The sequence below is a fragment of the Cyclobacterium sp. genome, assembly GCF_014762705.1.
In the GTDB taxonomy this organism is placed as follows: Bacteria; Bacteroidota; Bacteroidia; order Cytophagales; family Cyclobacteriaceae; genus Cyclobacterium.
In genome coordinates, this window is sequence record NZ_JABURL010000088.1 from 1 (window position 1) to 22,702 (window position 22,702).

Consider the following 22,702-nt stretch of genomic DNA (forward strand, 5'->3'; position numbering starts at 1 on the left):
GGGGTATGTGGCCCGGGCAGCGGCAAAGACAAAAAAAACGGTTGGACGGCCGATTGTCGGTCGATAAAGGCCAAACCCTTAGCGGTAATTTCATCCAGGTAATCTTCCGCCCGAAACGAGGGCGCCATCTCCCCCTGACGCCACCACACGCCTTTTTCCCAGTACACGGCCTGATCGTTGCTGTGTTTCTTGTCCCAGGAAAATTCCGTGTTTTCCTTTCGAATGGGATACACTTCCGTAGTCAAGATCACTTCCGGATCCAGTATCCGGTGATTTTCCAGAAAAACATAGGGGGGAATGTCCAGGGATGCCGGGTGGATGTAGGAATAATCAAAGCCAAAATCATTCGGTCCCGCAACAACCGGCTGGCTGTAATCCACATTGGAATGGCCGCTTTCAGCATCCAATCCAGCGGGCTTGCCATCCTTCGTGACCCAATCCAGCCCCAGATGCCACTTCCCTACAATGCCGGTGCGATAACCCGCCTTTTTTAGGAATTTGGCCATTGTATGGCGGTTTTCCTTTATTACCAGAGGAGCAAATCCACTGATGCCCCGTGCCGCTTCAGGTGTCCGGAAGGCATATTCTCCCGTAAGTAAACCAAATCTTGAAGGTGTACACACCGAGGCACTGGCATGAGCATTGGAAAAGGAAATGCCCTCAGCAACCAGTTGATCCAGGGCAGGCGTTTCAATTTTGGATAGTGGATTCAAGGCCTTAATATCCCCGTAACCCATATCATCGGCAAAAATGATCACAATGTTAGGGGGATCCGTTCGCGGATCGAATTCCTGGCCCAACAAATCCGTTCCCAGGAAAAGAATCAGGTAAATGAATAGACTTACTCTAAACCAATTTTTCATACGTTTTTAATTTAAAGGCAGGGAGGTGGACAGCGCAATCACCCTACCCCTGTCTCCCACTGCATTGTAAAAATGATAGGTAACTCCCTCCCATCGAATTACCCATGGTTTATGGGCATATAGTTTATCGTATGGCGCTGAAGGGGCCACCAGGTCCTCCCCTTCCCAATCCGTCCAGTGAACCAGATCGTAAGAGCAGGCAAACCGCTCAAAGGCCCCGGGTTTCCAGAAAGCCCCAAAGTAAAACATGACGTACAAGTCTCCGAGCTTCACCACCTGTGCATCTCCGCAAATACCCTCTCCGCGGGTGATGACCGGTTCATCCCCTATCCTTGTCCAATTTACCATATCCTCTGACCCCGCCATGCCGATACTTTCATAGGTAGCGGTGTCACCTTTGGCATTGTAATACATGACAAAGGGGTAACCTGTTAGCCGATCTTCATCGCCAATGATATGGGACTTGTAGATTTTATCCGTTTCAAACCATCGGGCAGCCGAATCGCCGGGCAACAAAACAGGGGTATCGATTCGCTCCCACTCTTCCCCCAGGACAAGGTGATCCGATTTTGCCATTCCGACACCCAGGGTGCCTGCTTCGTAACCTTCAGTTGCTCCGCCCAGGTAGGACATCCAGTATTTGCCTTCATGAGTAGCAACCTCATTTCCAGCGCCCCATTTGGTGTCCACCAGCGCCAGGTAACCTGCTTTTTGATTCGCATCCCAGGTACCGGGGGTAAATGAAAGCAGCCTGCCTTGCTCTTCCCAATTCAGCAGGTTGTTGCTTTTCGCCAGCCAGGTTTCATACCCCCTTCCATCAAAGACGATATAGGTCATGTACCAATCACCTTCGTACCGAAAAATAGTGGGACTGTCCACCATTTTGGTGGTATCCCTGTGCTGAAACACAACTCCGTATTTATAGGGAGTTTTCACCTGTTCGTATACCTCCTGCATGCGTTTCAACGAAACTTCATTAGGAAGGGGGCCAGCGGAGCGGCAAGAAATCAGGATGAGACAGGCAAATGTTACCAGAATCAATCGCCGAAAACAGCCCATCACCGAAACTTTAAAGCTTGTAATACTCCTCCCATCCTTTTCTTGGAGGAACGCCAGCTAAAAGTTCATTGGCAAGGGCATGGTTGGTTATTTGTTTGGTCTCCCTGTCAAACTTCAAATGTGCCTTTAGTCGCTGTGAAAGAACTCCAAGGGTGAATACCTGGCTCAAGGGTCCGGCAATATCAAAGGAAGACCTGCACTTTTCCTCGCCTTTACAGGCTTTCAGGAAATTGGCAAAGTGGTTGGACGGACTTTCCGGAACCTCTGGAAGTTGAGAGGCCATGTCCCTGGCCTTTTCTTCTGGGATAATGGATAAGGTACTTCCGTGTGAACCACCCTTAAAGGTCAGATCTTTACCATAAATGATTTTGCCAGGGTTGAGCTTGGCCGGCTGTAACTGTCCATCGCTCGGCGGTGGAATATTGGGATCCAACTCGGATACTCCGTACCCTTCCGGTACCGGAGGAATGTTGTTTTGTCCGTCATACCAGGTTATGGTCATGGCTGGCATGTCTTTCCGTTGCGGGAATTTAAAATCAAGGGTAGTTTCCATCGGAAAGAAAAAGGTATTGTGACCATCTAATCTGGTAGGGATGATTTCTTCGGGAAGCCCCAAATCGAGAAATTCATGGGCAGTATCCATAATATGCGCTCCCCAATCACCCAGAGCACCCATTCCAAAGTCGTACCAACACCTCCATTGCCCATTCACCAGATCCTCATTGTAGGCATGCTCATGTGCCGTGGTGTGCCAGGTATCCCAATCCATGGTATCTGGTATGGGCTGCTTATCCGGAAAAGAAATGATATTGGTATCCCAGCCATGCCATCTTCTGCGACCATTCATATGGGCCGTCATTTTGGTGACATCCTTGATTATTCCTGCATCTTTCCAGGCTTTAAATTGAAAATAATTGGCTTCCGAATGTCCCTGATTTCCCATTTGGGTGGCCACCTTGTATTTTTTTGCCCCATCCATCATCAATTGCACCTCTTGAAAAGTTCGGGCCATGGGCTTTTCTACATAAACATGCTTCCCGAGTGACATGGCCAGCATGGTAATGGGAAAGTGAGAAAAATCAGGTGTACCGACGCTTACTGCTTCGATATCCTTCCCCATCTTGTCAAACATTTCCCTGAAATCCTTAAATCTTGGTACATCAGGAAACATTTTCATGACCTCCTCTGTATGTGGTGCTCCCATATCCACATCACATAGGGCAACAATATTGGCCAGACCAGTTTCATGCAGGGATTTGGTGATACTACCACCCCTGTGACCTATGCCACAACAGGCAAGATTAACTTTATCACTAGGTGCCACATGCCCCAATGGTTTGCCCATGACAAAAGAGGGAATCAGGGAAACACCTGCAGCCCCTAATGCACTGGTTTTTAAGAATTTTCTACGCTTGTTATTCATCTTTTATTTATATGGTTATTTCGAAAGCTATTGTTTGATATTGATTAAAGTTGTTTTCATTTTTCCCAATGCAGGAATATCCGAAGTAATCTTTCAGTCATGAATTTAGAAGAAATAAGGAGATTTATAGCAAAAAATTATCCATTACTTTTTATAAAAAGTTTGAATTGGCTATAAATTGCGCTTAAATTTCGGAATGTTTTGTTCCTATAGATTTTTTCCAGTACTGATTTACGTGGTTTTAGCTGTTGCCTGCGAACCTGGAGTCAAAGACAATGACCTGGGATTCCAACTGCTCGTGCAAGACACCCTTTCCATTGATTTTGAAGGAGAAATCCATGCGGGAGATTTTCGGGAAAATCAGGGAATCATCTACAATTACAGGTCTGGAGAATACCTTAAGTTTGACAGTACCGGTAGAGAATTGACCAGAAATTCCTTACCAGCGGAAGGAGAAAATGGATTGTTTTATGTCAATTCAATTAAAATATTAGACAGTGGGGAGGTTTTAGCCCAGTCCATTAAAGGCGAAATTGGACTTTTGGATAGGGAACTCCGGCTAAAGGAAAAAATGTTTATGCCCTTTCCCAATGGTGCCATGGATTTGAAGAGAAACGTGAGCACTATAGAAAAATGGAACAACAATCTCCTGCTTTTTTATCCTGGCAGGGGCAATAAAAGCCCCTATACTTTGGGGTATTACCGTGACAATTATCTGCTGGAAAAATTGGATCTGAATACCGGTAAAAGCAGTCCATTTCTAAAGTTATCCCCCGAAAGCCAATACCAAAAAGACCTTTATTTCGAGCCTCCCCTCGCGTTGATCAGTGCTTTGGGGGATCAGTTGTATTTTGCTTTTAATAAAGAACCCCTCATCCACCGTTATAACCTGAGAAATGATGGAGATTGGCAGGCATCCATACCTTTGGATCCGGATCAATTTATCCAAATAAAAGGGCAAAAATTACCACTGGGAAATGATGGTACCGTTTTGGCGGAGGGGGAGATTACCGGGTTATATGCATTGGATAATGGCTTTGCCGTGACTTACTTTGAGGGCCTGGAAAATATACCCAATCAGCAATTAGCCAAACCTCCAGGGCAGAGACTAAAGATTTACAACAATAAAACGGGCTGGGCTTCTCCGGTAGCTTTACCGGCTGAATTGCTGTTTATGCTAAATTTTGAAGGACCCGACCGCCCATTTTACGCCATCGTTAACCCCATCTATACTGGTCCATTAAAAAACCAGATTAAAATCCTTAAATTACATCTACAATAACCAATAGCATTATGGATAAAAGGAATCATTTTCAATCAATAATTTGTATCCTAATAAGTAGCCTTTTGATGGCTTGCTCGCCTGGCACCGTAAAGCAGGAACAGGAAATAGACATCAAGAATGGCTGGAGAAGCCTTTTCAATGGGAAGGACATGGAAAACTGGCGAATAAAAATTTCCAAACATGAACTGGATGAAAACTATGCCAATACTTTCCGGGTGGAAGATGGCTTACTTAAGGTAAGGTACGATGGATATGAAGCCTTTGACCGGCAGTATGGCCATATTTTTTATGATGAGTCTTTTTCTCATTACCTCTACAGGGTAGAATACCGCTTTGTGGGAGAACAGGCACCGGAAGGTGAAGGATGGGCGTTGCGAAACTCCGGCGTCATGTTACATGGGCAGGATCCGGAAACAATGACCAAAGATCAGGATTTCCCCATTTCTATAGAGGGGCAGTTACTTGGGGGAGATGGTGAAAACCCAAGAACGACCAGTAACCTCTGCACGCCTGGTACAAATGTGGTAATGGATAACGAACTCTTCACTCCACATTGTGTCAACTCATCATCCAAGACTTACCATGGTGAGCAATGGGTAGTGGCTGATTTTCTTGTTTTGGGAGATTCGGTTATTCACCATATTCTGGAAAAGGACACGGTACTTACCTATTACCAACCGCAAATCGGTGGAGGAAATGTCAGTAACCATAACCCTGAAGTAAAAAAAGACGGTCAATTGATTTCCGAAGGTTTTATTTCACTCCAAAGTGAAAGTCACCCAATTGACTTCAAAAGAGTGGAAATTTTTGACCTTTCTCCTTACCGGAATGATCCTGCCAAACTGGAGGAGGTATTGGAACTATTAAAAGTTGAAAAATAAAAATAGAGCGGCCTTAAATTTGATCGAGGCGGCTCTTTTTATGTTTTTGACAATAGATTTTTTTGAAGGAATTCATTGACAAATTTTCCTGAAGGATCCATTTCCTTCATCAGGCCTACAAAATCATCCATCCGCTCATATTGCTCCTTCAGGTAATTCTGATCAAAGGTAAATAGCTTTCCCCAATGAGGCCTTACCTGAAATGGTTTTAATTGTGCTTCAATTTTCGGCAACAATTTGCGGACATTTTCCCAGTCCGGCTTCCAGGTAAAATGAATGGCTATACTATCCCTGCCATAAGCAGGACTCAACCACAGTTCATCCTTTTTTATAGAACGGATTTCTGAAATCAGCAGAAAAGGATAAATCTCATTCCCCATGGAATAAATCGCATTTATGGCTGCAATAGACTGACTTCTGGGGACAAAATACTCCGACTGAAGCTCCTCCCCACTACTGGGGGTAAAGTCCATTTTAAAATGGGGAAGCCGCTCGTGCCAGGCACCCGCAAGCCCCATTTGCGCTGTGCAATTGACAGGAGAAATTTCTTTAATCGGGTGCAGGTGGTCTTGGGCCAAAGAGGCTCCAAGAAAGCTTTCGGGCATGGCATCTTTCTGTCCTATACCCTGCCCCTTCTTCTTGATCCACAATTGATTTACTTTTTCCCCCTGCCAGTCGGTAAATAAACTCACACTGTAGCCGGAAGAAAAAACCGTATCAAACTGGGCATTAAGTTGTTGCAGGGAAAGATTTTCATAAACAAATTGCCTGACAGTAAAGGTTGGCTGAATACGCAAACGCATCCTTGTCACTACACCCAGAGCACCAAGGTGAACCACCGATGCTTTCATTTCCTCTGGATTGGAATCCTCGCTAAAAAGCCGGATTTCTCCATTGGCTTTAATCATTTCCATGGCTGTCACCGCAGTAGACAAATTTCCATTTTGATCACCCGACCCATGGGTTCCTGTGGCACAGGCACCGGCAACTGAAATATGCGGCAATGATGCCAGGTTGTGCAGGGCAAATCCTTGCTCCTGAAGTATTTTGGCCAGAACCCCATATTGTACGGCCCCGTTAACTGAGACCGTTCTCCCATCTGCAGAAAACTGAATGTTTGGATCCAACTTTGCAAGAGAAACCTGTCTCAGCTGACTGTCTGCAATGCCATTAAAGGAATGCCTGGTCCCTAAAACTTTAACCTTATCCTGCTGCTTAACGGCTGAAAGTACTTCAAGTTCCTGTTCTGGTTCCTCCAATGTTTGGGTACTGTAGGTAACATTCCCTGCCCAATTGGTCCTCACCGGACCCTGTTGTTTTTTATATGGCGAATCGCAAGATATCATAGGAAGTACCCAATTGGCCCCAACAAGAAATGAGGAATTTTTTAGAAACTGTCTTTTTTTCATGGCAGGGTATTCTCTTAAGGAAAAATCCCGAGGTCCATGTAAGAAATGGCTATCCTTTCCAGGGCTACAATAAATCCGGCGGTTCTAAGATCTTTAATACCCTTTTCTTTTTTCACAGCATTCATGTGATGATAGGCTGTAACCATGGTTTCTTCCAAACCCGAGTTCACCAAATCTCTTTCACTTGCACCTCTAACGATCAAATCCTTTTGTTCATCACTAAAAGAATCGCCCGTCGCTTTTTCTATACTTTCTAAAAGGGCTTCATACTTTTTCATGTCATAGCGCTTCTCCAGTTTCCCGAAAGAAACTCTGGAAAGATTCTTCAGCCATTCAAAATAGGAAACCGTCACACCCCCTGCATTCAGGTACATGTCGGGAATAACCATGACCCCTTTCTCCAATAGAATTTTATTCGCGTCCTGAGTGACAGGACCATTTGCAGCTTCTCCAATAATTTTAGCTTGAACTTGATCCGCATTTTCCAGTGTAATCTGGTTCTCCAGGGCTGCAGGTATCAATATGTCACAGGGATAGGTAAGTAAAGAATTACTGTCTTCTATAAAGGTGCCTTCTCCATACCCCTTAAATCCTTTGTTTGCAATTTGATAAGCTTTAATCGCGTCTACATCGATCCCGTCTTCATTCCAGATTCCTCCATTGTATTCCGCGATTCCAATAATTTTGGCGCCTGCTTCCTCCAAAAATTTGGCAGAATAATAACCCACGTTACCTAGCCCCTGAACGATGATTTTTTTACCTCTAAGTCCCACGGTCAAACCCAAAGCATCCATGTCTTCTTTCACACTGACAGCTTCACGAATACCGATGAACACACCCATACCGGTAGCTTCCGTTCTTCCGTCTATACCATGCTGGGACAGGGGCTTTCCTGTTACACACCCCTTTGCATTGATAACTTCTGGATTAAAGGCTTCAAATGTATCCACAATCCAGGCCATTTCCCGGCTACCTGTACCATAGTCCGGGGCTGGAACATCAATGGCAGGACCGATGAATTTCTTTTTGATCAACTCTGAAGTATACCTTCGGGTAATTTTTTCCAATTGATCAACATTGTATTTGGTGGGATCAATGGTAACTCCTCCTTTGGCGCCTCCATAAGGAATATTGACCAGGGCACATTTATAGGTCATCAAAGCCGCAAGTCCTTTAACCTCGTCTTCATTTACAAAGCTGCTGTATCGAATTCCTCCCTTCACGGGCAATTTATGCGTAGAATGCTGCACCCGGTAGCCTTCAATAACCTGATAGCTTCCATCACCATTCCTTAAAGGGAAGTTAAACTTGTAAATACTATTGCATTGCTTGATTTGGTCCAAAAGTCCCGGATGGATATCCATATGACTGGCCGCATGGTCTACTACCTTACAAACATCATCAAAAAGACTGTATTCATGCTGTTCTCCCATAAAATTATTTTGGTTTAAAATTTTTAAAATCGACAAGCTGAAAAGGCTCAATTCCTGTGCCTAAATCCCCAATATAAGAATTTATTAAGAGATTAACTGTCTTGCGAAGCCAGTCTGCCGGGGGACCGGCGATTTTTCCCTTCCTTATCCTCCAATGCATCTCCCATGTCTTCCCTGGCTTTGTCTGCCAATTGCACGATTTTTTTGACAATATCGGGGTTTTCATGGATCAGGTTTATCTTCTCCGAGACATCGTTTTCCAGGTCAAACAAGGCCATCTCCTCCAGTTCAATCATTTCATATTTACCCGGGACTCCATCTGTCGGGGCAACAAAGTCTTCCGGAAGAGAACGGTACCTGTGTGGAAAAACCAGTTTCCATTTTCCCATAATAACCGCCTGCAATTCGTTTTGGTTGTAATAAATGTAGTAGGCATCCTGGGGGGAGGTCGCGTTTTCTTCCACCTTAATTAGGGGTAAAATATTTTTACCATCAATTTTCTTTTCAGGTAGTGATGCACCTGTAATATGCGCTATGGTGGGCAAAATATCTATGGTCATTGCCACTTGATCCTGTACCTTTCCTTCAGGGATAATACCCGGCCATTTCATGATAGTGGGTACCCTGACTCCCCCTTCCCAGGAAGTCCCCTTTCCTTCTCTCAATTCCCCTGTGCTACCTGAATGGCTGCCATAGGAAAGCCAGGGTCCGTTATCAGAAGTGAAAATCACCAGGGTATTTTCCTCCAGCCCATGGGTTCGCAAAGCTTCCATCACCTGCCCTACAGACCAATCAATTTCCATGATAACATCTCCATAAATCCCATTTTCGGACTTTCCCTTAAATTTTTCTGAAACAAATAGCGGTACATGAGGCATGTTGTGGGCCAGGTATAAAAAGAAAGGTTCATCCTTTTTTCGCTGAATAAAATCTACGGCCTTCTCTGTATACCAGGTTGTCAACTGGCTTTGGTCCATCAAAGTATCAATAACCTTTGTGTTTTCATACAAAGGAAGAGGGGGATAAAAATCTGGTCTTTCCGGATGGTAAGGCCACATATCATTCGAATAAGGAAGCCCGAAAAACTCGTCAAATCCTTGCTCTGTGGGTAAAAATGGATTCATATGTCCCAAATGCCATTTCCCAATGATACTGGTGGCATAGCCCTGGGGTTTCAATATCTCTGCAATGGTTTCCTCCTCCGGGTTCAGTCCATGCTGGCTTTGATGGGACAAAGCACCATAAATACCTAATCGATTGGAATAACAACCCGTCAACAGGGAAGCCCTTGAGGCAGAACATACCGCATTGGCCACATGAAAATTGGTAAAAACAGTACCTTCAGCGGCCATTTTATCCAGGTTAGGGGTTTGATAACCCCTGGCCCCAAACACGCCTACGTCAGCATATCCCTGGTCATCGGTAAAAATGAGGACAATGTTTGGTTTGGAGGCATTCTCCTCATCCTGTTCCTGAATTGACCCTTCATTGCAAGCAAAGAATAAAAGGTTGAGCAAACAAAATAAAATACTCCTGTTGGATAATCTTGGCACCATTGGATTGCACGGGTTAGCTGGTAAAATTTAATGGTTAAAATTTAGCAATCCAATAGAACTAAACCAAATATGCAGACCAATAAGCAGCAATAAATTCCAAAAAATCAACCGATAATAAACAGATGCCTGAAATTTTAAGGATTATCCTTTTTGTCCCAATTGTGGAATTCACAGGCTCAATTAGGGAGACTAACAATACGCATCCAAAATTGTTCTATTGAAGCAATGGCATCCAGAAAATCGGATACTTCCACAGGTTTGGTAATAAAACAATTGGCATGATGCTCATAAGAAAGTTCAATGTCTCTTCTGGATGAAGAAGTAGTTAGCATGATCACCGGAATTTTTCGAAAAATTTGATGCGATTTCAACTCCTGCAGCACCTCATGTCCGCTCTTTTTGGGAAGATTAACATCAAGCAAAATCAAATTCGGCGTTGTCTTGTCCTCAAACCCCTTTGTTTTGAAAACAAAATCCAATGCCTCCTGGCCATCTTTTGCAACACTTATTTCATTGATGAATTTACTATCCTCTAGAGCTTCTGTTGTCAAAAAAACATCTCCTTCATTATCCTCTACCAACAAGATGTGCATCGATTTCATGGGTGATTGGGGATCCAGGTATAGGTTGATTTCTTAATTATCAGTCAAATAACTTTCCCAGACAAGTTGGAATCTTTAACTCGAATATGGATTGCAAATAAAGCGCATTTATTTTGATTTAACAATAAACAACTAGACTTATATTAATAAGCAATATAATTTAATGGAGCAAAATACTGGTTTCAATAATCTTTAACCTTGAATTTGTATCAGGGTTCGCCGAAAGAATAAAACAGGCATGATAAAGCGATAAGCCCTACCATGCCTGTAAATATCAGGCGTTTTCCCAAAGATCTGATTGCTCATAGGGGCTTCCCGGTACCTCGGTAAAAAAAGTCCCGTCAATAAACCTGTGACTTGTTTTCAGATTGGAAATGGCCTCCATATCGGATCCATCCAATTTAAGGTCTGCCGATTCCAGATTTTGTTTGATTCTATCCTGGTTTACCGACTTTGGAATAACGGCCACGTCCCGATGCAAAGACCAGGCAATTAATACCTGAGCAACGGTTTTACCATGTTTGGCTGCAATTTTATGAAGAACCTTTTCCTCCATCAGGACCGGATCATCGGCTTGCTTTCTAGCGCTGGGTCTGTCTGCTGAGCCAAGTGGAGAATAAGCAGTGACATTGATTTGATGGCTAAAGCAAAAGTCAACCAATTTCTTCTGGGGCAAATATGGATGCAGTTCGATCTGATTCATTTCTGGCTTAATCTGGCATGAGGCCAAAATTTCTTCAATTTTCTGCTGATTAAAATTTGAAACGCCAATATGCCTTACTTTGCCATCACTTTTTAAGGCCTCCATACCTGCCCAGGTTTCTGATAGTGGTGCGTTCGTATAATCCAGAAAATCCTCCCCCTTCTCGGGAAACATCACATGGCTTTTCAAAGCTATAGGCCAATGGATCAAATACAGGTCCAGGTATTCCAATTGCAAATCTGCCAGACTCTGGCTAAAACCTACCTGAACCTGGTCCCTTTCATGGGCATTGTTCCACAACTTTGAGGTAACAAAAACTTCCTCTCTTTTGACCAGGCCATCCGCGAATGCCTTTTTCAAGGCATCTCCGACTTCCTTCTCATTTTTGTACACCGCGGCACAGTCGATGTGCCGATATCCTGCCTCTAATGCCCATAACACGGCCTGGAAAACTTCTCCAGGGGCCGATTTCCAGGTACCTAAACCTAACATGGGTAATTTATCTCCGTTGTCGAATGTGATATATTTCATCTGTTTATAATTGTTTCTTAATTGTCAAATAGTCTGTCCCTTCCCGATAGCTAAAGGGACCGGGAAAATCTTCCATGTCCCCCCGATGGTTATCGGGGCATGCTTCCGTGTGTCGCTTGCGACATGTTCGATTTTATTATTCTATTGTTTATTTTTGTTTTGTTTAATCATTAAATATTTTCCTCCCAAAGATCGCTGTAGCTGTAAGGACTTCCATTATCAACCCATGCCGGCCCGGGTGTATAACGAAATGGCCCTTTAAGGTTTTGAATGACTTCCATATCTGCCTCATCCAGACTGATCTGCAAGGCACCGAAATTTTCTGTTATTCTCTGGGGATTAGTGGATTTTGGAACGACGGAAGTACCCCGCTTCATGCCCCATGCCAGGACCACCTGGGCTACAGTAGCCTGATGTTTTTGGGCTACCATTTTTAAATCCTCATCTTCCAATAATATAGGATGATCAACCTCGTCATTGGCAACCCTGTATGCTGCTCCCAGAGGCCCATACCCCGTCAGCCAAATAGCATTTTTGTCACAATAGGCTTTCAATTTCTCTTGCGGAAGATAGGGATGGAGTTCCACCTGATTAACCTCAGGTTGAACCCTGGCATCTTTCCGGATCTCGTCCAGCTTTTGGGTATTGAAATTGGACAGCCCAATGTGTCTGGCAAGTTTTTTATCCCACAATGTTTCCATGGCCATCCAGGTTTCAGAAAGCGGCGCGTCCTGGTAAGTAAGGAAATCTCCAGGGCCGGAGGGGAAATCCACTCCCTTTTTGATGGCTACCGGCCAATGCACCAAATACAAGTCAAGGTAATCCAGTTGCAGGTTTTTAAGTGTGGTCTCCATAGCGGGTAGCACATCAGCTTTCAAATGGGAATCATTCCAGAGCTTAGAGGTAATCCAAAGCTCCTCCCGCTTAACCCATCCTTCGGATATTGCCCTGTTCAACGCATCCCCAATTTCCTTTTCATTTTTATAAACGTGGGCACAATCGATGTGCCGGTACCCTGTTTTGATGGCATGCAATACGGCTTCATACACTTCATTGGGTTTGGATCTCCAGGTTCCCAAACCCAATGCAGGCATGGTATCCCCATTGGCAAATTTTAGTCTTTTCATGTATGTGGTTGGTTATCTAAAAATTAAATTTAAAAGGGCTCATGGATGTTAAAAATGGGACATTTTCTCAATAATCCCAAATTTTACAGTTATTCCGTACAGGAAATCCCGCAAAATTAATGCCCTAAAAGGAAAATAAAGCAATGAAGGTTCAGACCAGGATATCCTTTATCACTTTTCCGGAAACATCTGTGAGGCGAAATTTCCTTCCCAAATGTCTGTAGATCAACTTTTCATGATCAAGCCCCAGCTGGTGTAAAACTGTAGCTTGAAAATCATGGACATGTACAGGATTTGAGGTAATATTATAACCCAATTCATCTGTGGACCCATAGACCATCCCAGGTTTAACACCACCGCCTGCCATCCAAATGCTAAAGCAGCGGGGATGATGATCTCTTCCATAATTATCCTGAGTGAGTTTTCCCTGGGAATAATTGGTCCTTCCAAATTCTCCGCCCCAAATCACCAAAGTTTCTTCCAACAATCCTCGCTGCTTCAGGTCCTTGATCAGTGCTGCGGAAGCCTGGTCCACGTCTTTGGCTTGCGCAGCCATTTCTGAAGGAAGGTTTCCATGCTGATCCCAGCCCTGGTGATATAACTGAACAAAACGGACGCCACTTTCGGAGAGTTTTCTTGCCAAAAGACAATTGGCGGCAAAAGTTCCGGGTTTCCGGCTATCTTCTCCATACAATTCAAAAATACTATCGGGCTCTTTGGACAAATCCGTGGCCTCCGGAACGGCTGTTTGCATGCGGAAAGCCATTTCATATTGTGCAACCCTGGTCTGAATTTCAGGATCACCTACTTTTTGAAAAGAATGTTCATTGAGTGCTGCAAGGTGATCGAGCATTTTTCTTCTTTCTTCCTTTCGCATTCCTTCCGGATTGTTCAGGAAGAGAACAGGGTCTTCCCCATTGCTGAATTGAACCCCCTGATGGGTGGCAGGTAAAAATCCGTTGCTCCAAAGTTTGGAATAAACTCCCTGCCCGTTTCCCTTTCCTTTGGAAAGCAATACGGTAAATGCAGGAAGGTTGCTGTTTTCACTTCCCAGGCCATAACTCAGCCAGGACCCCATGCTCGGGCGGTTACCCTGCTGTGCGCCCGTCTGGAAAAATGTCAGCGCCGGATCATGGTTGATGGATTCAGTATGCATGGATTTGATGATGCAAATGTCGTCAACGATTTTTGCGGTATGCGGAAAAAGCTCACTGATCCATGCCCTGGCTTGTCCATATTGTTGAAAATCATAGATCGAACCCACCATAGGAAATGAACTTTGACTTGCAGTCATTCCAGTAAGTCTTTGACCCTGACGTATGGATTCCGGAAGTTCCTCTCCCCACATATCCCTGAGCTTTGGTTTAAAATCAAAGGATTCCAATTGGGAAGGTGCACCATTTTGAAAAAGATAGATTACTCTTTTGGCCTTTGGGGCAAAATGCGGTACACCTAAGGCAGTTTCTTCATCAGTTCCAGGCTTTCCAGACCCAAATAAATCCGGTATCAATAAAGATCCCAAAGCTGCACTTCCCAGGCCAATGCTCATTTTAGACAAAAAATGCCTTCTATTTATATGCAATCCATGATTCAACAATTCCTTTTCCATGACTCAGGATTTAGTATTTGTTTCTTCCAAATTATACATCAGGGAAATGACCTGCATCAACGCAGCCTTCCTGTCCAGGGGCAATGAATCGTCGGAAGGGTATTCTCCTACTTCCAAAACCTGAACAGCACTTTCCTGATCTTTGTTATAAACTTCCAGAAAATCACCATGGGTAGCCACCAATATGTCCATTTCTTCCTCATCTGGCGGCCTACCCACTATATGGTAAAATGCGGAATGTATTTTTTCCTGCAAGGTGGTTTTTTCCACCAACAATCTTTCGGCCATCACCCTTGAAGCTTCGAGAATGTACGGGGCATTCATCATGGCAAGAGCTTGCAGTGGAGTGCTGGTTTTTACCCGCTCCACCTCACAGGCATCCCTGTTACTTGCATCAAATAGGATCATTTGAGGAGGGGGAACAGTCCTTTTAATAAAGGTATACAGACCCCTTCGGTACAGGTATTTACCTGTATCCTGCTGGTAAGCTGCAAGATTCCCCCTTCCTGAGGTGGCTGCTTCCCAAAGTCCTTCGGGTTGGTAGGGCTTAACACTAGGTCCACCTATTTCTCTGTTAAGCAAACCACTGCTGGCCAAAACAAGGTCCCTTATTTCTTCAGCTTTCAGCCTTTGTCTGGGAAACCGGGACAAATACCTGTTGTCTGGATCAATTTCAATTTTTTCAGGAGTTACTAAAGCCGATTGCTGGTAGGTAGAGGACATTAATATTTTTTTTAACAAGTGTTGTATATCCCATCCATTTTCCATAAAATCGACGGCAAGCCAATCCAGCAAAGGTTGATTAATGGGAAGACTTCCCTGCATTCCAAAGTCTCCCGGAGTATCTACCAATCCAATCCCGAAAATTTCCTGCCATATCCGATTGACAAAAACCCTGGCTGTCAAAGGATGCTTTGGGTCGAAAAGCCATCGGGCTAAGCCCAGCCTGTTTTTGGGAAATTCTTCCGGAAACTCCAAAAGAGCAGCGGGAGTTCCTTCATTGACTGGTTCGGTAGGCGCATCATAAGCCCCTCTATCCAGAATATAAGTTGTCCTTCCACTGTCCAGGTCTCCCATTACCGAAACTTTCAAAACATCTGCCTCTGCCAGCAATGAATTGTAATTGGTACCTTTACCCATATTAGCAAGCAAGGTTTGCACCCTGCGTGCACTGTCTGGCATATTGATAAATTCAAGAATTTCACGGGTATCTTCCTCCGTAATTTCCATAAGGGGAAATTTTGCAGGGCTTTTCCTGGAAAACCCCGGACTTGCCTCCTCTATTCCCTTTTCTGCCACGTTGTTGAAAAAAGCATACATCTGGAAGTATTCTTTCTGAGAAATCGGATCATATTTGTGGTCGTGGCACTGGGCACATTCCAGCGTGATTCCCAGCATGGCTTTTCCTAATGTATTGGTCCTGTCTATGGCATACATCACCCGGTACTCTTCATCAATGGCACCAGATTCTTCTGTGATTTTATGGTTCCTGTTAAAACCTGTGGCCAGGATTTGTTCTTTTGTGGCATTGGGAAGCAGGTCCCCGGCTAGCTGCCAGGTAACAAACTGGTCATAGGGCATGTTTTGGTTGAAAGCATGGATCACCCAATCTCTCCAGGGCCATTGGGTGCGGTAATAATCGTCCTGATATCCATGGGAATCGGCATATCGTGCCACATCCATCCAGGACACAGCCATTTTCTCTCCATAGGCAGGGTCTGATAGCAATGTGTCAATAATGGATTCAATGGACGGATCATCTTTTTCAATCTTTCTCAAAACCTCCGGCTTTGGCGGCAATCCGGTCAAATCAAAGTAAATTCTCCGAACAAGGGTCTGCTTTTCAGCTCTTTGGTTTGGCTGAAGCCCTTTGCCTCTCATGGTTGAAAAAGTAAAGTGGTCTACCTCGTTTTGCATCCAATCTGATGAATTTGCTTCTGGTAATGTTGGTTTTTTAGGAGGGACGAAGGCCCAGTGAGGCTCGTAGGCAGCTCCCTGTCGGATCCACTCTTCAATGAGTTGTATTTGATGACTGGAAAGGGTAAGATTAGATGAGGGGGGAGGCATGAGCTCTGTTGCATCATCAGTGGTGATCCTGGCAAAAATTTCTGATTGGTGGGGTTTCCCTGGTATAATGGCCTTTCGGTCAGGATGCTCCTTTAATGCAGAAAAAGCATCTTCTTCCCTATCAAGGCGAAGACCTGCCTCTCTCTTATTCCCGTCAGGACCATGACAGGCAAAACAGTTTTCAGACAGGATCGGGCGGATATGCAGGTTATAGCTTACAGACTCGGGGAAAAAAATTTCCGTATCCCCATTTTGATTTTCGCAGGACAGAACTAAAACCACTGCCAGAAGCGAAGGTCCCAGAAGCCAGGCATTGAAAACATTTAACTTAGCTTTCCAAATCATGTTCATAATTTAGGCAAATACTGGCTAATTCCAAAAATACTGAAGGACAGAAGGTTTTGGCTATTTGTAAACGGACATTAAAAGTCAATCAAAGCCCTCCTCCCTCCTAAAAAAGGGTCATGGAGAATACCTGTTTCTCAAATGACTAGAAAAAATTGCTTGACAAAGCATCAGAAAGCCAGCAGGAAAGTAAGGTAAAACAGGTATAAAATCACAAAAACAATCCCCTCCCATCTCTCCACCATTCTGCCTTTACCTGAGAAAACAAATAAAAACAGCAACAATGCTGCAAAAATATTAACTACAATATCAAAAAATGTTTCCTGATGGACTTCTACAGGAAAAATGGTGGAGGAAAGTCCTAATATTAAGAAAATATTAAAAATATTTGAGCCTACTACATTGCCGATGGCAATATCTACTTTTTTCTTTTTTACAGCAGCAAGCGAAGTGGCCAATTCGGGTAAAGAAGTTCCGATTGAGACTATTGTCAAGCCAATGACCCTTTCAGATAAACCAAAACTCTGAGCAATAAAGACAGCATTGGTGACGATCAAGTGACCACCCAGTACCAAACCTCCCAATCCTAATACAAGCCACATCACAGCTGACTTTACCGACATCTGACCAACAGAAACCTCTTCAGCTGCTGCTCCCGGATTTTTGGATACCATGATATTGTAGACCAAAAAAACTGCAAAAAACAGCATCAATACCAAGCCTTCACTTCTGCTGACCACATCGGCTCCCATCCCGTCAAGCCATTGGTCATTGGCAATAATTCCAAGGGCAATGGCTGCCAACAAACACAAGGGTATCTCAATCCAGGTTGTATTGGATTTAACCGTAAGCGGATAAATAATCGAACAGAGACCCAAAATCACGAAAATATTGAAAATATTACTACCCAACACATTGGCCATGACCATGGATCCTGAACCATTCAAGGCGGCGATAATATTGACTGCCAGTTCTGGTGCAGATGTTCCGAAAGCCACCACGGTTAACCCTATCACAATGTTGGGAATGGAAAGTCTAACGGCAATACTCGAAGCGGCTTCTACCAGTTTGTCGGCTCCATATACCAAAAAAAGGAAACCCAGAATAAGCAAAACTAAGGATAGGAACATTGGATGTGCATTAAATTCGCACAATATTATCTCTATTTTTTGATGAAAAAAACAAGGGAACAATAAATTTTGGATGGTGAAAGAAACATGATCCTGGGATATTTAGCCCATTTTGATTTAGTTGGCCAGACCCTATTTCTTTTCTATAATCAATTTAGATTAAGGTTCTCCTAAAGTCTTCCAAACCAAAATGCCCGTCAGTAAAAAATGGTTTTCAGAATTTTTGTACCTGAAAAAAGGTAAAGTATAAAAAGATGCGTAATTATGCTAAAAATTAGATTTATCCATGAAATTTCTAACTTCTCAAATTAGTTTTTTGCTTAAAAACAAACCTCAGCGAAGGAATTTTAAATTGTTGTTGAGGTTTTTATTGATTCTGTTGGTGATGATTCTTGTTTTCGCCCTTGCTTTTCACCTGATCATGTTGGGTGAAGGCAGGTATTTTTCCTGGGTGACGGGATTGTATTGGACTTTCACAGTCATGACCACACTTGGCTTTGGAGACATAACTTTTGAAAGCGATTGGGGCAGGGTTTATACCATGATCGTCTTACTTTCCGGGATGTTGTTTCTCCTTGTGCTTTTTCCCTTCACTTTTATCAATTTTTTTTATTCCCCATGGATGAAAGCGCAGGAGCAGGCGAGGGTACCTAAACAAATAGAAGAAAAAGTTACAGGACATGTTATACTCACCCATTTTGATCCTGTATCTGATGCCTTGATCAAAAAACTCAAAAGGATCCAGATTCCTTATGTTTTGCTCGTTCAGGACTTTTCAGATGGATTAAAGTTGAGAGAAATGGATATTAATGTAATGCTGGGTGATTTGGATGATCCCGATACTTACCGGAATGCGCGAATTGATGCAGCAAATCTTGTGGCTACCACCTCCGTGGATGTTGTGAATACCAGTGTAGCATTTACCATCAGGGAAGTAAACGAGGCAATTCCCATTATCGCTACCTGCAATGCAGAAGCATCCAAGGATATACTGAGTTTGGCAGGATGCAACCATGTACTAAGCTTGGGGGAAATGATGGGCTTATTTCTATCAAGAAGGGCCAGCGGTGGTGATGCTTCAGCCCTGACCATTGGACAGTTTGAGGAATTGAGTATTGCAGAAGCCACCGTCGGGGGATCAACATTGGTGGGGCAAACCCTTCGGGAAACAAAACTAAGAGAACAGGTTGGGGTAAGTGTGTTGGGTTTTTGGGTCAGGGGAAAGTATCAGGTCGCTCATCCTGAAACGGAGATAGCTGAAAATTCGGTCTTGGTACTAGCCGGAACTGCAACACAAATAGCTGCCTACAATTCTCTCTATTGCATCCAAAAACAGGAAACAGAACCTTTGATTATCATTGGGGGAGGAAGAGTCGGCCGATCAACCGGAAAAGCTTTGGAAAATAGAAACCTGAATTTCAGAATAATAGAAAAACTTCCTGAGCGGGTAAAAGACAATGACAACTACATTTATGGAGATGCGGCAAATCTTGACATATTGTTAAAGGCAGGTATCTCAAAAACCCCCAGTGTGATCATTACTACCCATGAAGACGACATCAATGCTTACCTCACGATCTATTGCAGAAAATTAAGGCCTGATATTCAAATTATTACACGATCCACATTGGAAAGAAACCTCGATACTATGCACAGGGCAGGGGCAGATTTTGTCATGTCATATGCCTCCATGGGTGCCAATGCCATATACAATCTTTTAAAAAATAGTGATATTCTCATGGTAGCAGAAGGCCTTGATCTGATTAAAATCAAAGCACCAGATCAACTTACCGGCAAATCAATAGCAACTTCCTGTATCAGACAGGAAACGGGTTGTACAATCATTGCCATTAAGAAAAAGGCTTCTCTGGTTGTTAATCCTGATCCTGATACTGTCATTGATTCAGAGGATGAAATTATTTTAATCGGCACCGCAGCAGCAGAAAATAAATTTTTTCAAAAATTTGACTAGTTCAACTCAAAGGTTTATAGCTCATTACCGCAAATAATTAACCGTTAAATTTGAATTATTAATGCTTTTTTTTGTATTTTGTGAATTAAATGAAATAGATGTTTCAAAATCTAACCCTGTTTTGACTACATCTGTATATATTTTTAGACCAAAAAACTTTCACCATGACCAACATCAAAAATTCATTGGCGTTAGCGTTTTTGCCTGGATACCTATTTTCTTGTCAATATGAACAACAAATCAATCAAAATGACAGGGAAGGAAAATCTCCGGTAACCGCAAACCCAAAAGAGTGCAGTGATCAAAAATTAATTCGCAGGTATCTGGAAGGGTTACAGTTGGAAAGCTATGATTATATCAAGGAAATAATACATCCGGATTTTAAATGTATCAATACCAATACAGATTCCATCAGAGATTGTTTGGAAGAGTTGGCCCATTGGAAATCCCAGCATCAAAAACTCAAGCATTTGTCCTTTAGTGATCCTGTATTGAAAAGCGTACGTGTAAACCGGGGAATACTTAAGGGAGACTGGACATTGGTTTGGACCACTTTTTCGGCCCTGGATGGTGGAACGTTAAAATCCATTAAATATGAATACCATATGGCCATCAAAACATCCGGGGATAAAATCATGGAAATCCAAACATGGCATCAGGTAGAAAACGAGTCATCAGACCTTCACTAATATCTCAACCATCCGAAATTTCTTTTTTCTTTTCTGAGATAGGTCGTTTTTGATTTTTTGCGTATATTTTTACATTATAATCACCTTTAGAGACAACTTTTTTTTAATCCAAAATAATATCAAATGCACAACTATGTATTGGGAGTAGATTTCGGAACAGACTCGGTGAGGGCTTTGCTGGTCAACTCACAAAATGGAGAAACTGTAAGCAGTGAAGTATTTGCATACCCCCGGTGGAAAAGCGGAAAATATTGCGATCCCTCAAAAAACCAATTCCGCCAACATCCTAAGGATCATTTGGAAGGTTTGGCATTTACGGTAAATGCAGTAATCAAAAACAGTGGTATTCCAAAGGAGCAGATCAAGGGGATATGTGTGGATACCACAGGTTCCTCTCCCCTACCTGTTGATCGGGAAGGCAGGCCATTGGCCCTTTCTGCCCCATTTGCCGACAATCCAAATGCACAAATGATTTTATGGAAAGACCACACTGCAGTGGCAGAGGCAGAGGAAATTAACCAATTGGCGAGAACATGGGGGGGAATAGATTTCACCAAATTTGAAGGCGGAATTTATTCCTCGGAATGGTTTTGGGCCAAAATCCTGCACATTGTGAGGAAAGATCCTGAGGTAGCTGCGGCAGCGTTTTCCTGGATGGAACATTGCGATTATATGACTTTCGAATTGACGGGAGGAAAAGATTTATTAAACTTTAAAAGAAGTCGCTGCGCCGCAGGACACAAAGCACTTTGGCATGAAAGCTGGGGAGGCTTACCTGATGCCAGATTTCTGGAAAAACTGGATCCAAGATTGGCTACCTTGAAAAACCAATTATATAAAGACACCTTTACCTCAGACATAAAGGCAGGTTCACTTTCCAGAGAATGGGCTGATAAATTGGGGCTGGAGCCTGGAATGACCGTTGCTGTTGGTACTTTCGATGCACATGCCGGGGCTGTTGGAGGAGAAGTTTCAGATGGCACCCTGGTCAAGGTAATGGGGACATCTACCTGTGATATCATGGTTAGTTCTTATGCTTCTCTGAAGGATAAAACAGTCAGGGGTATCTGTGGCCAGGTGGATGGTTCGGTGCTACCAGGTAAAATAGGTCTTGAAGCAGGCCAGTCGGGATTTGGTGATGTGTTGGCCTGGTTTGTTGAACTGATCCAAAAACCGGTTATGGAAACCCTTTCTGAGGCTTCCCTGAGTTCCGCCGACCTTACCGAAATCCGCCATATTCTGGAGGAAAAATTAATCCTGACTCTTTCCAAACAGGCGGAGAAAATTTCCCCCGAACAGACACGGGTATTGGCCATTGACTGGATCAATGGCAGGAGAACCCCAGATGCTAACCAAAACCTGAAAGGAGCGCTTTCAGGCTTGGACATGGGAACTGATGCTGCCAGGGTTTACAAAGCATTGGTGGAATCCATATGTTATGGTTCCAAAAGAATTATTGAAAGATTTAGAGAGGAAGGGGTACCGATAGACCAGGTGATAGGCCTGGGAGGGGTGGCAAAAAAATCAACCCTTGTCATGCAGACCATGGCAGATGTAATGGATATGCCAATAAAAATAGCCAAATCAGAGCAGGCTCCGGCACTTGGAGCTGCCATTTACGCAGCTACAGCCGCAGGTATCCATCACAATGTATCTGACGCCATTTTAAAAATGGGTAACGGTTTTGATCAGGTATATGAGCCATCTCCGGGCAATGTGGAAATATACCGAAGAAAATACCAGGAATATATAAAACTCGGGGATTTTATAGAATCCAAAACAGGTCCTTCTGACTGATCAATTCCCGACAATCGTTTACGGTATCCAACAACTGGCAATCATTTTTGATTGCCTTTTTTATTTAAACTAACTGATGAGTACTTCAATATCCTTATTCCACTTATCCTCAATAAGATAAGTTTTTTCTTTTCCAGGCAATTTACTTGGAAATCCTTTTGAAATTCACTAACATTAATCCATTATTATCCGCATGAATGCAAACAAAAATTTAATATGAA

Annotated in this window: 17 protein-coding genes; 5 read left to right on the plus strand and 12 right to left on the minus strand. The window is 43.3% G+C overall.

Annotation, left to right across the window (positions count from 1 at the left end; genetic code table 11):
* The 3 genes from HUJ21_RS16450 to HUJ21_RS16460 all read right to left on the minus strand — a co-directional run.
* Positions 1-863, minus strand: an 863-nt coding sequence (locus HUJ21_RS16450; RefSeq protein WP_291371708.1) for a sulfatase-like hydrolase/transferase, incomplete at its 3' end; no start/stop codon positions are given.
* Between the two features lie 6 nt (positions 864-869).
* Positions 870-1,820, minus strand: a complete 951-nt coding sequence (locus HUJ21_RS16455; protein ID WP_291371710.1) for a glycosylase — start codon at positions 1,818-1,820, stop codon at positions 870-872.
* A 112-nt stretch (positions 1,821-1,932) separates the two neighbouring features.
* Positions 1,933-3,345 carry a Gfo/Idh/MocA family oxidoreductase gene (locus HUJ21_RS16460; RefSeq protein WP_291371712.1) on the minus strand — a complete coding sequence of 471 codons (1,413 nt, stop codon included), beginning with the start codon at positions 3,343-3,345 and terminating at the stop codon, positions 1,933-1,935.
* Between the two features lie 196 nt (positions 3,346-3,541).
* Here HUJ21_RS16460 and HUJ21_RS16465 point away from each other — a divergent pair, with 196 nt between their 5' ends.
* Together HUJ21_RS16465 and HUJ21_RS16470 are read left to right on the plus strand one after the other, a co-directional pair.
* Positions 3,542-4,627 carry a hypothetical protein gene (locus HUJ21_RS16465; protein ID WP_291371714.1) on the plus strand — a complete coding sequence of 362 codons (1,086 nt, stop codon included), beginning with the start codon at positions 3,542-3,544 and terminating at the stop codon, positions 4,625-4,627.
* A gap of 68 nt (positions 4,628-4,695) precedes the next feature.
* Positions 4,696-5,511, plus strand: a complete 816-nt coding sequence (locus HUJ21_RS16470; RefSeq protein ID WP_291371716.1) for a DUF1080 domain-containing protein — start codon at positions 4,696-4,698, stop codon at positions 5,509-5,511.
* Between the two features lie 38 nt (positions 5,512-5,549).
* Here HUJ21_RS16470 and HUJ21_RS16475 read toward each other — a convergent pair whose 3' ends face one another.
* The 9 genes from HUJ21_RS16475 to HUJ21_RS16515 all read right to left on the minus strand — a co-directional run bounded on the left by HUJ21_RS16475 (position 5,550) and on the right by HUJ21_RS16515 (position 18,023).
* The gene (locus HUJ21_RS16475) at positions 5,550-6,920 is read right to left on the minus strand and encodes a D-arabinono-1,4-lactone oxidase (RefSeq protein ID WP_291371718.1); all 1,371 of its coding nucleotides are present in this window, start codon (positions 6,918-6,920) and stop codon (positions 5,550-5,552) included.
* Positions 6,921-6,934: 14 nt separating this feature from the next.
* The gene (locus HUJ21_RS16480) at positions 6,935-8,353 is read right to left on the minus strand and encodes a Glu/Leu/Phe/Val dehydrogenase (RefSeq protein WP_291371720.1); all 1,419 of its coding nucleotides are present in this window, start codon (positions 8,351-8,353) and stop codon (positions 6,935-6,937) included.
* A gap of 92 nt (positions 8,354-8,445) precedes the next feature.
* Positions 8,446-9,909, minus strand: a complete 1,464-nt coding sequence (locus tag HUJ21_RS16485; RefSeq protein ID WP_291371722.1) for a sulfatase — start codon at positions 9,907-9,909, stop codon at positions 8,446-8,448.
* Between the two features lie 176 nt (positions 9,910-10,085).
* Positions 10,086-10,511, minus strand: coding sequence for a response regulator (locus tag HUJ21_RS16490; RefSeq protein ID WP_291371724.1), 426 nt, complete (start codon positions 10,509-10,511; stop codon positions 10,086-10,088).
* Between the two features lie 274 nt (positions 10,512-10,785).
* Complete coding sequence (locus HUJ21_RS16495) at positions 10,786-11,745, minus strand: aldo/keto reductase (protein WP_291371726.1); 960 nt, start codon at positions 11,743-11,745, stop codon at positions 10,786-10,788.
* Between the two features lie 170 nt (positions 11,746-11,915).
* The gene (locus HUJ21_RS16500; RefSeq protein ID WP_291371728.1) at positions 11,916-12,872 is read right to left on the minus strand and encodes an aldo/keto reductase; all 957 of its coding nucleotides are present in this window, start codon (positions 12,870-12,872) and stop codon (positions 11,916-11,918) included.
* 151 nt (positions 12,873-13,023) lie between these two features.
* On the minus strand, positions 13,024-14,481 hold the full coding sequence (locus HUJ21_RS16505) for a DUF1501 domain-containing protein (RefSeq protein WP_291371730.1): 1,458 nt from the start codon (positions 14,479-14,481) through the stop codon (positions 13,024-13,026).
* A gap of 3 nt (positions 14,482-14,484) precedes the next feature.
* The gene (locus tag HUJ21_RS16510; RefSeq protein ID WP_291371732.1) at positions 14,485-16,893 is read right to left on the minus strand and encodes a PSD1 and planctomycete cytochrome C domain-containing protein; all 2,409 of its coding nucleotides are present in this window, start codon (positions 16,891-16,893) and stop codon (positions 14,485-14,487) included.
* Positions 16,894-17,063: 170 nt separating this feature from the next.
* Positions 17,064-18,023 (minus strand): calcium/sodium antiporter, encoded by a 960-nt coding sequence (locus HUJ21_RS16515; protein ID WP_291371734.1) that lies wholly within the window; start codon positions 18,021-18,023, stop codon positions 17,064-17,066.
* A gap of 286 nt (positions 18,024-18,309) precedes the next feature.
* On the opposite strand from HUJ21_RS16515, the gene HUJ21_RS16520 reads away from it, so the two are divergent.
* The 3 genes from HUJ21_RS16520 to HUJ21_RS16530 all read left to right on the plus strand — a co-directional run bounded on the left by HUJ21_RS16520 (position 18,310) and on the right by HUJ21_RS16530 (position 22,481).
* The gene (locus tag HUJ21_RS16520; protein WP_291371736.1) at positions 18,310-19,995 is read left to right on the plus strand and encodes a potassium channel protein; all 1,686 of its coding nucleotides are present in this window, start codon (positions 18,310-18,312) and stop codon (positions 19,993-19,995) included.
* A 164-nt stretch (positions 19,996-20,159) separates the two neighbouring features.
* Entirely contained in the window at positions 20,160-20,684 is a 525-nt protein-coding gene (locus HUJ21_RS16525) for a hypothetical protein (RefSeq protein WP_291371738.1), read from the plus strand.
* 123 nt (positions 20,685-20,807) lie between these two features.
* On the plus strand, positions 20,808-22,481 hold the full coding sequence (locus HUJ21_RS16530; protein WP_291371740.1) for a ribulokinase: 1,674 nt from the start codon (positions 20,808-20,810) through the stop codon (positions 22,479-22,481).
* Positions 22,482-22,702 lie beyond the last annotated feature (221 nt).

What these genes read in the sequence shown, in the direction of transcription:
- HUJ21_RS16510 (WP_291371732.1), bottom strand. Translation starts at nt 16,893, where the DNA reads ATGATTTGGAAAGCTAAGTTAAATGTTTTCAATGCCTGGCTTCTGGGA.
- HUJ21_RS16465 (WP_291371714.1), top strand. Translation starts at nt 3,542, where the DNA reads ATGTTTTGTTCCTATAGATTTTTTCCAGTACTGATTTACGTGGTTTTA.
- HUJ21_RS16495 (WP_291371726.1), bottom strand. Translation starts at nt 11,745, where the DNA reads ATGAAATATATCACATTCGACAACGGAGATAAATTACCCATGTTAGGT.
- HUJ21_RS16505 (WP_291371730.1), bottom strand. Translation starts at nt 14,481, where the DNA reads ATGGAAAAGGAATTGTTGAATCATGGATTGCATATAAATAGAAGGCAT.
- HUJ21_RS16485 (WP_291371722.1), bottom strand. Translation starts at nt 9,909, where the DNA reads ATGGTGCCAAGATTATCCAACAGGAGTATTTTATTTTGTTTGCTCAAC.
- HUJ21_RS16455 (WP_291371710.1), bottom strand. Translation starts at nt 1,820, where the DNA reads ATGCAGGAGGTATACGAACAGGTGAAAACTCCCTATAAATACGGAGTT.
- HUJ21_RS16525 (WP_291371738.1), top strand. Translation starts at nt 20,160, where the DNA reads ATGACCAACATCAAAAATTCATTGGCGTTAGCGTTTTTGCCTGGATAC.
- HUJ21_RS16515 (WP_291371734.1), bottom strand. Translation starts at nt 18,023, where the DNA reads ATGTTCCTATCCTTAGTTTTGCTTATTCTGGGTTTCCTTTTTTTGGTA.
- HUJ21_RS16460 (WP_291371712.1), bottom strand. Translation starts at nt 3,345, where the DNA reads ATGAATAACAAGCGTAGAAAATTCTTAAAAACCAGTGCATTAGGGGCT.
- HUJ21_RS16475 (WP_291371718.1), bottom strand. Translation starts at nt 6,920, where the DNA reads ATGAAAAAAAGACAGTTTCTAAAAAATTCCTCATTTCTTGTTGGGGCC.
- HUJ21_RS16520 (WP_291371736.1), top strand. Translation starts at nt 18,310, where the DNA reads ATGAAATTTCTAACTTCTCAAATTAGTTTTTTGCTTAAAAACAAACCT.
- HUJ21_RS16480 (WP_291371720.1), bottom strand. Translation starts at nt 8,353, where the DNA reads ATGGGAGAACAGCATGAATACAGTCTTTTTGATGATGTTTGTAAGGTA.
- HUJ21_RS16470 (WP_291371716.1), top strand. Translation starts at nt 4,696, where the DNA reads ATGGCTTGCTCGCCTGGCACCGTAAAGCAGGAACAGGAAATAGACATC.
- HUJ21_RS16490 (WP_291371724.1), bottom strand. Translation starts at nt 10,511, where the DNA reads ATGAAATCGATGCACATCTTGTTGGTAGAGGATAATGAAGGAGATGTT.
- HUJ21_RS16500 (WP_291371728.1), bottom strand. Translation starts at nt 12,872, where the DNA reads ATGAAAAGACTAAAATTTGCCAATGGGGATACCATGCCTGCATTGGGT.
- HUJ21_RS16530 (WP_291371740.1), top strand. Translation starts at nt 20,808, where the DNA reads ATGCACAACTATGTATTGGGAGTAGATTTCGGAACAGACTCGGTGAGG.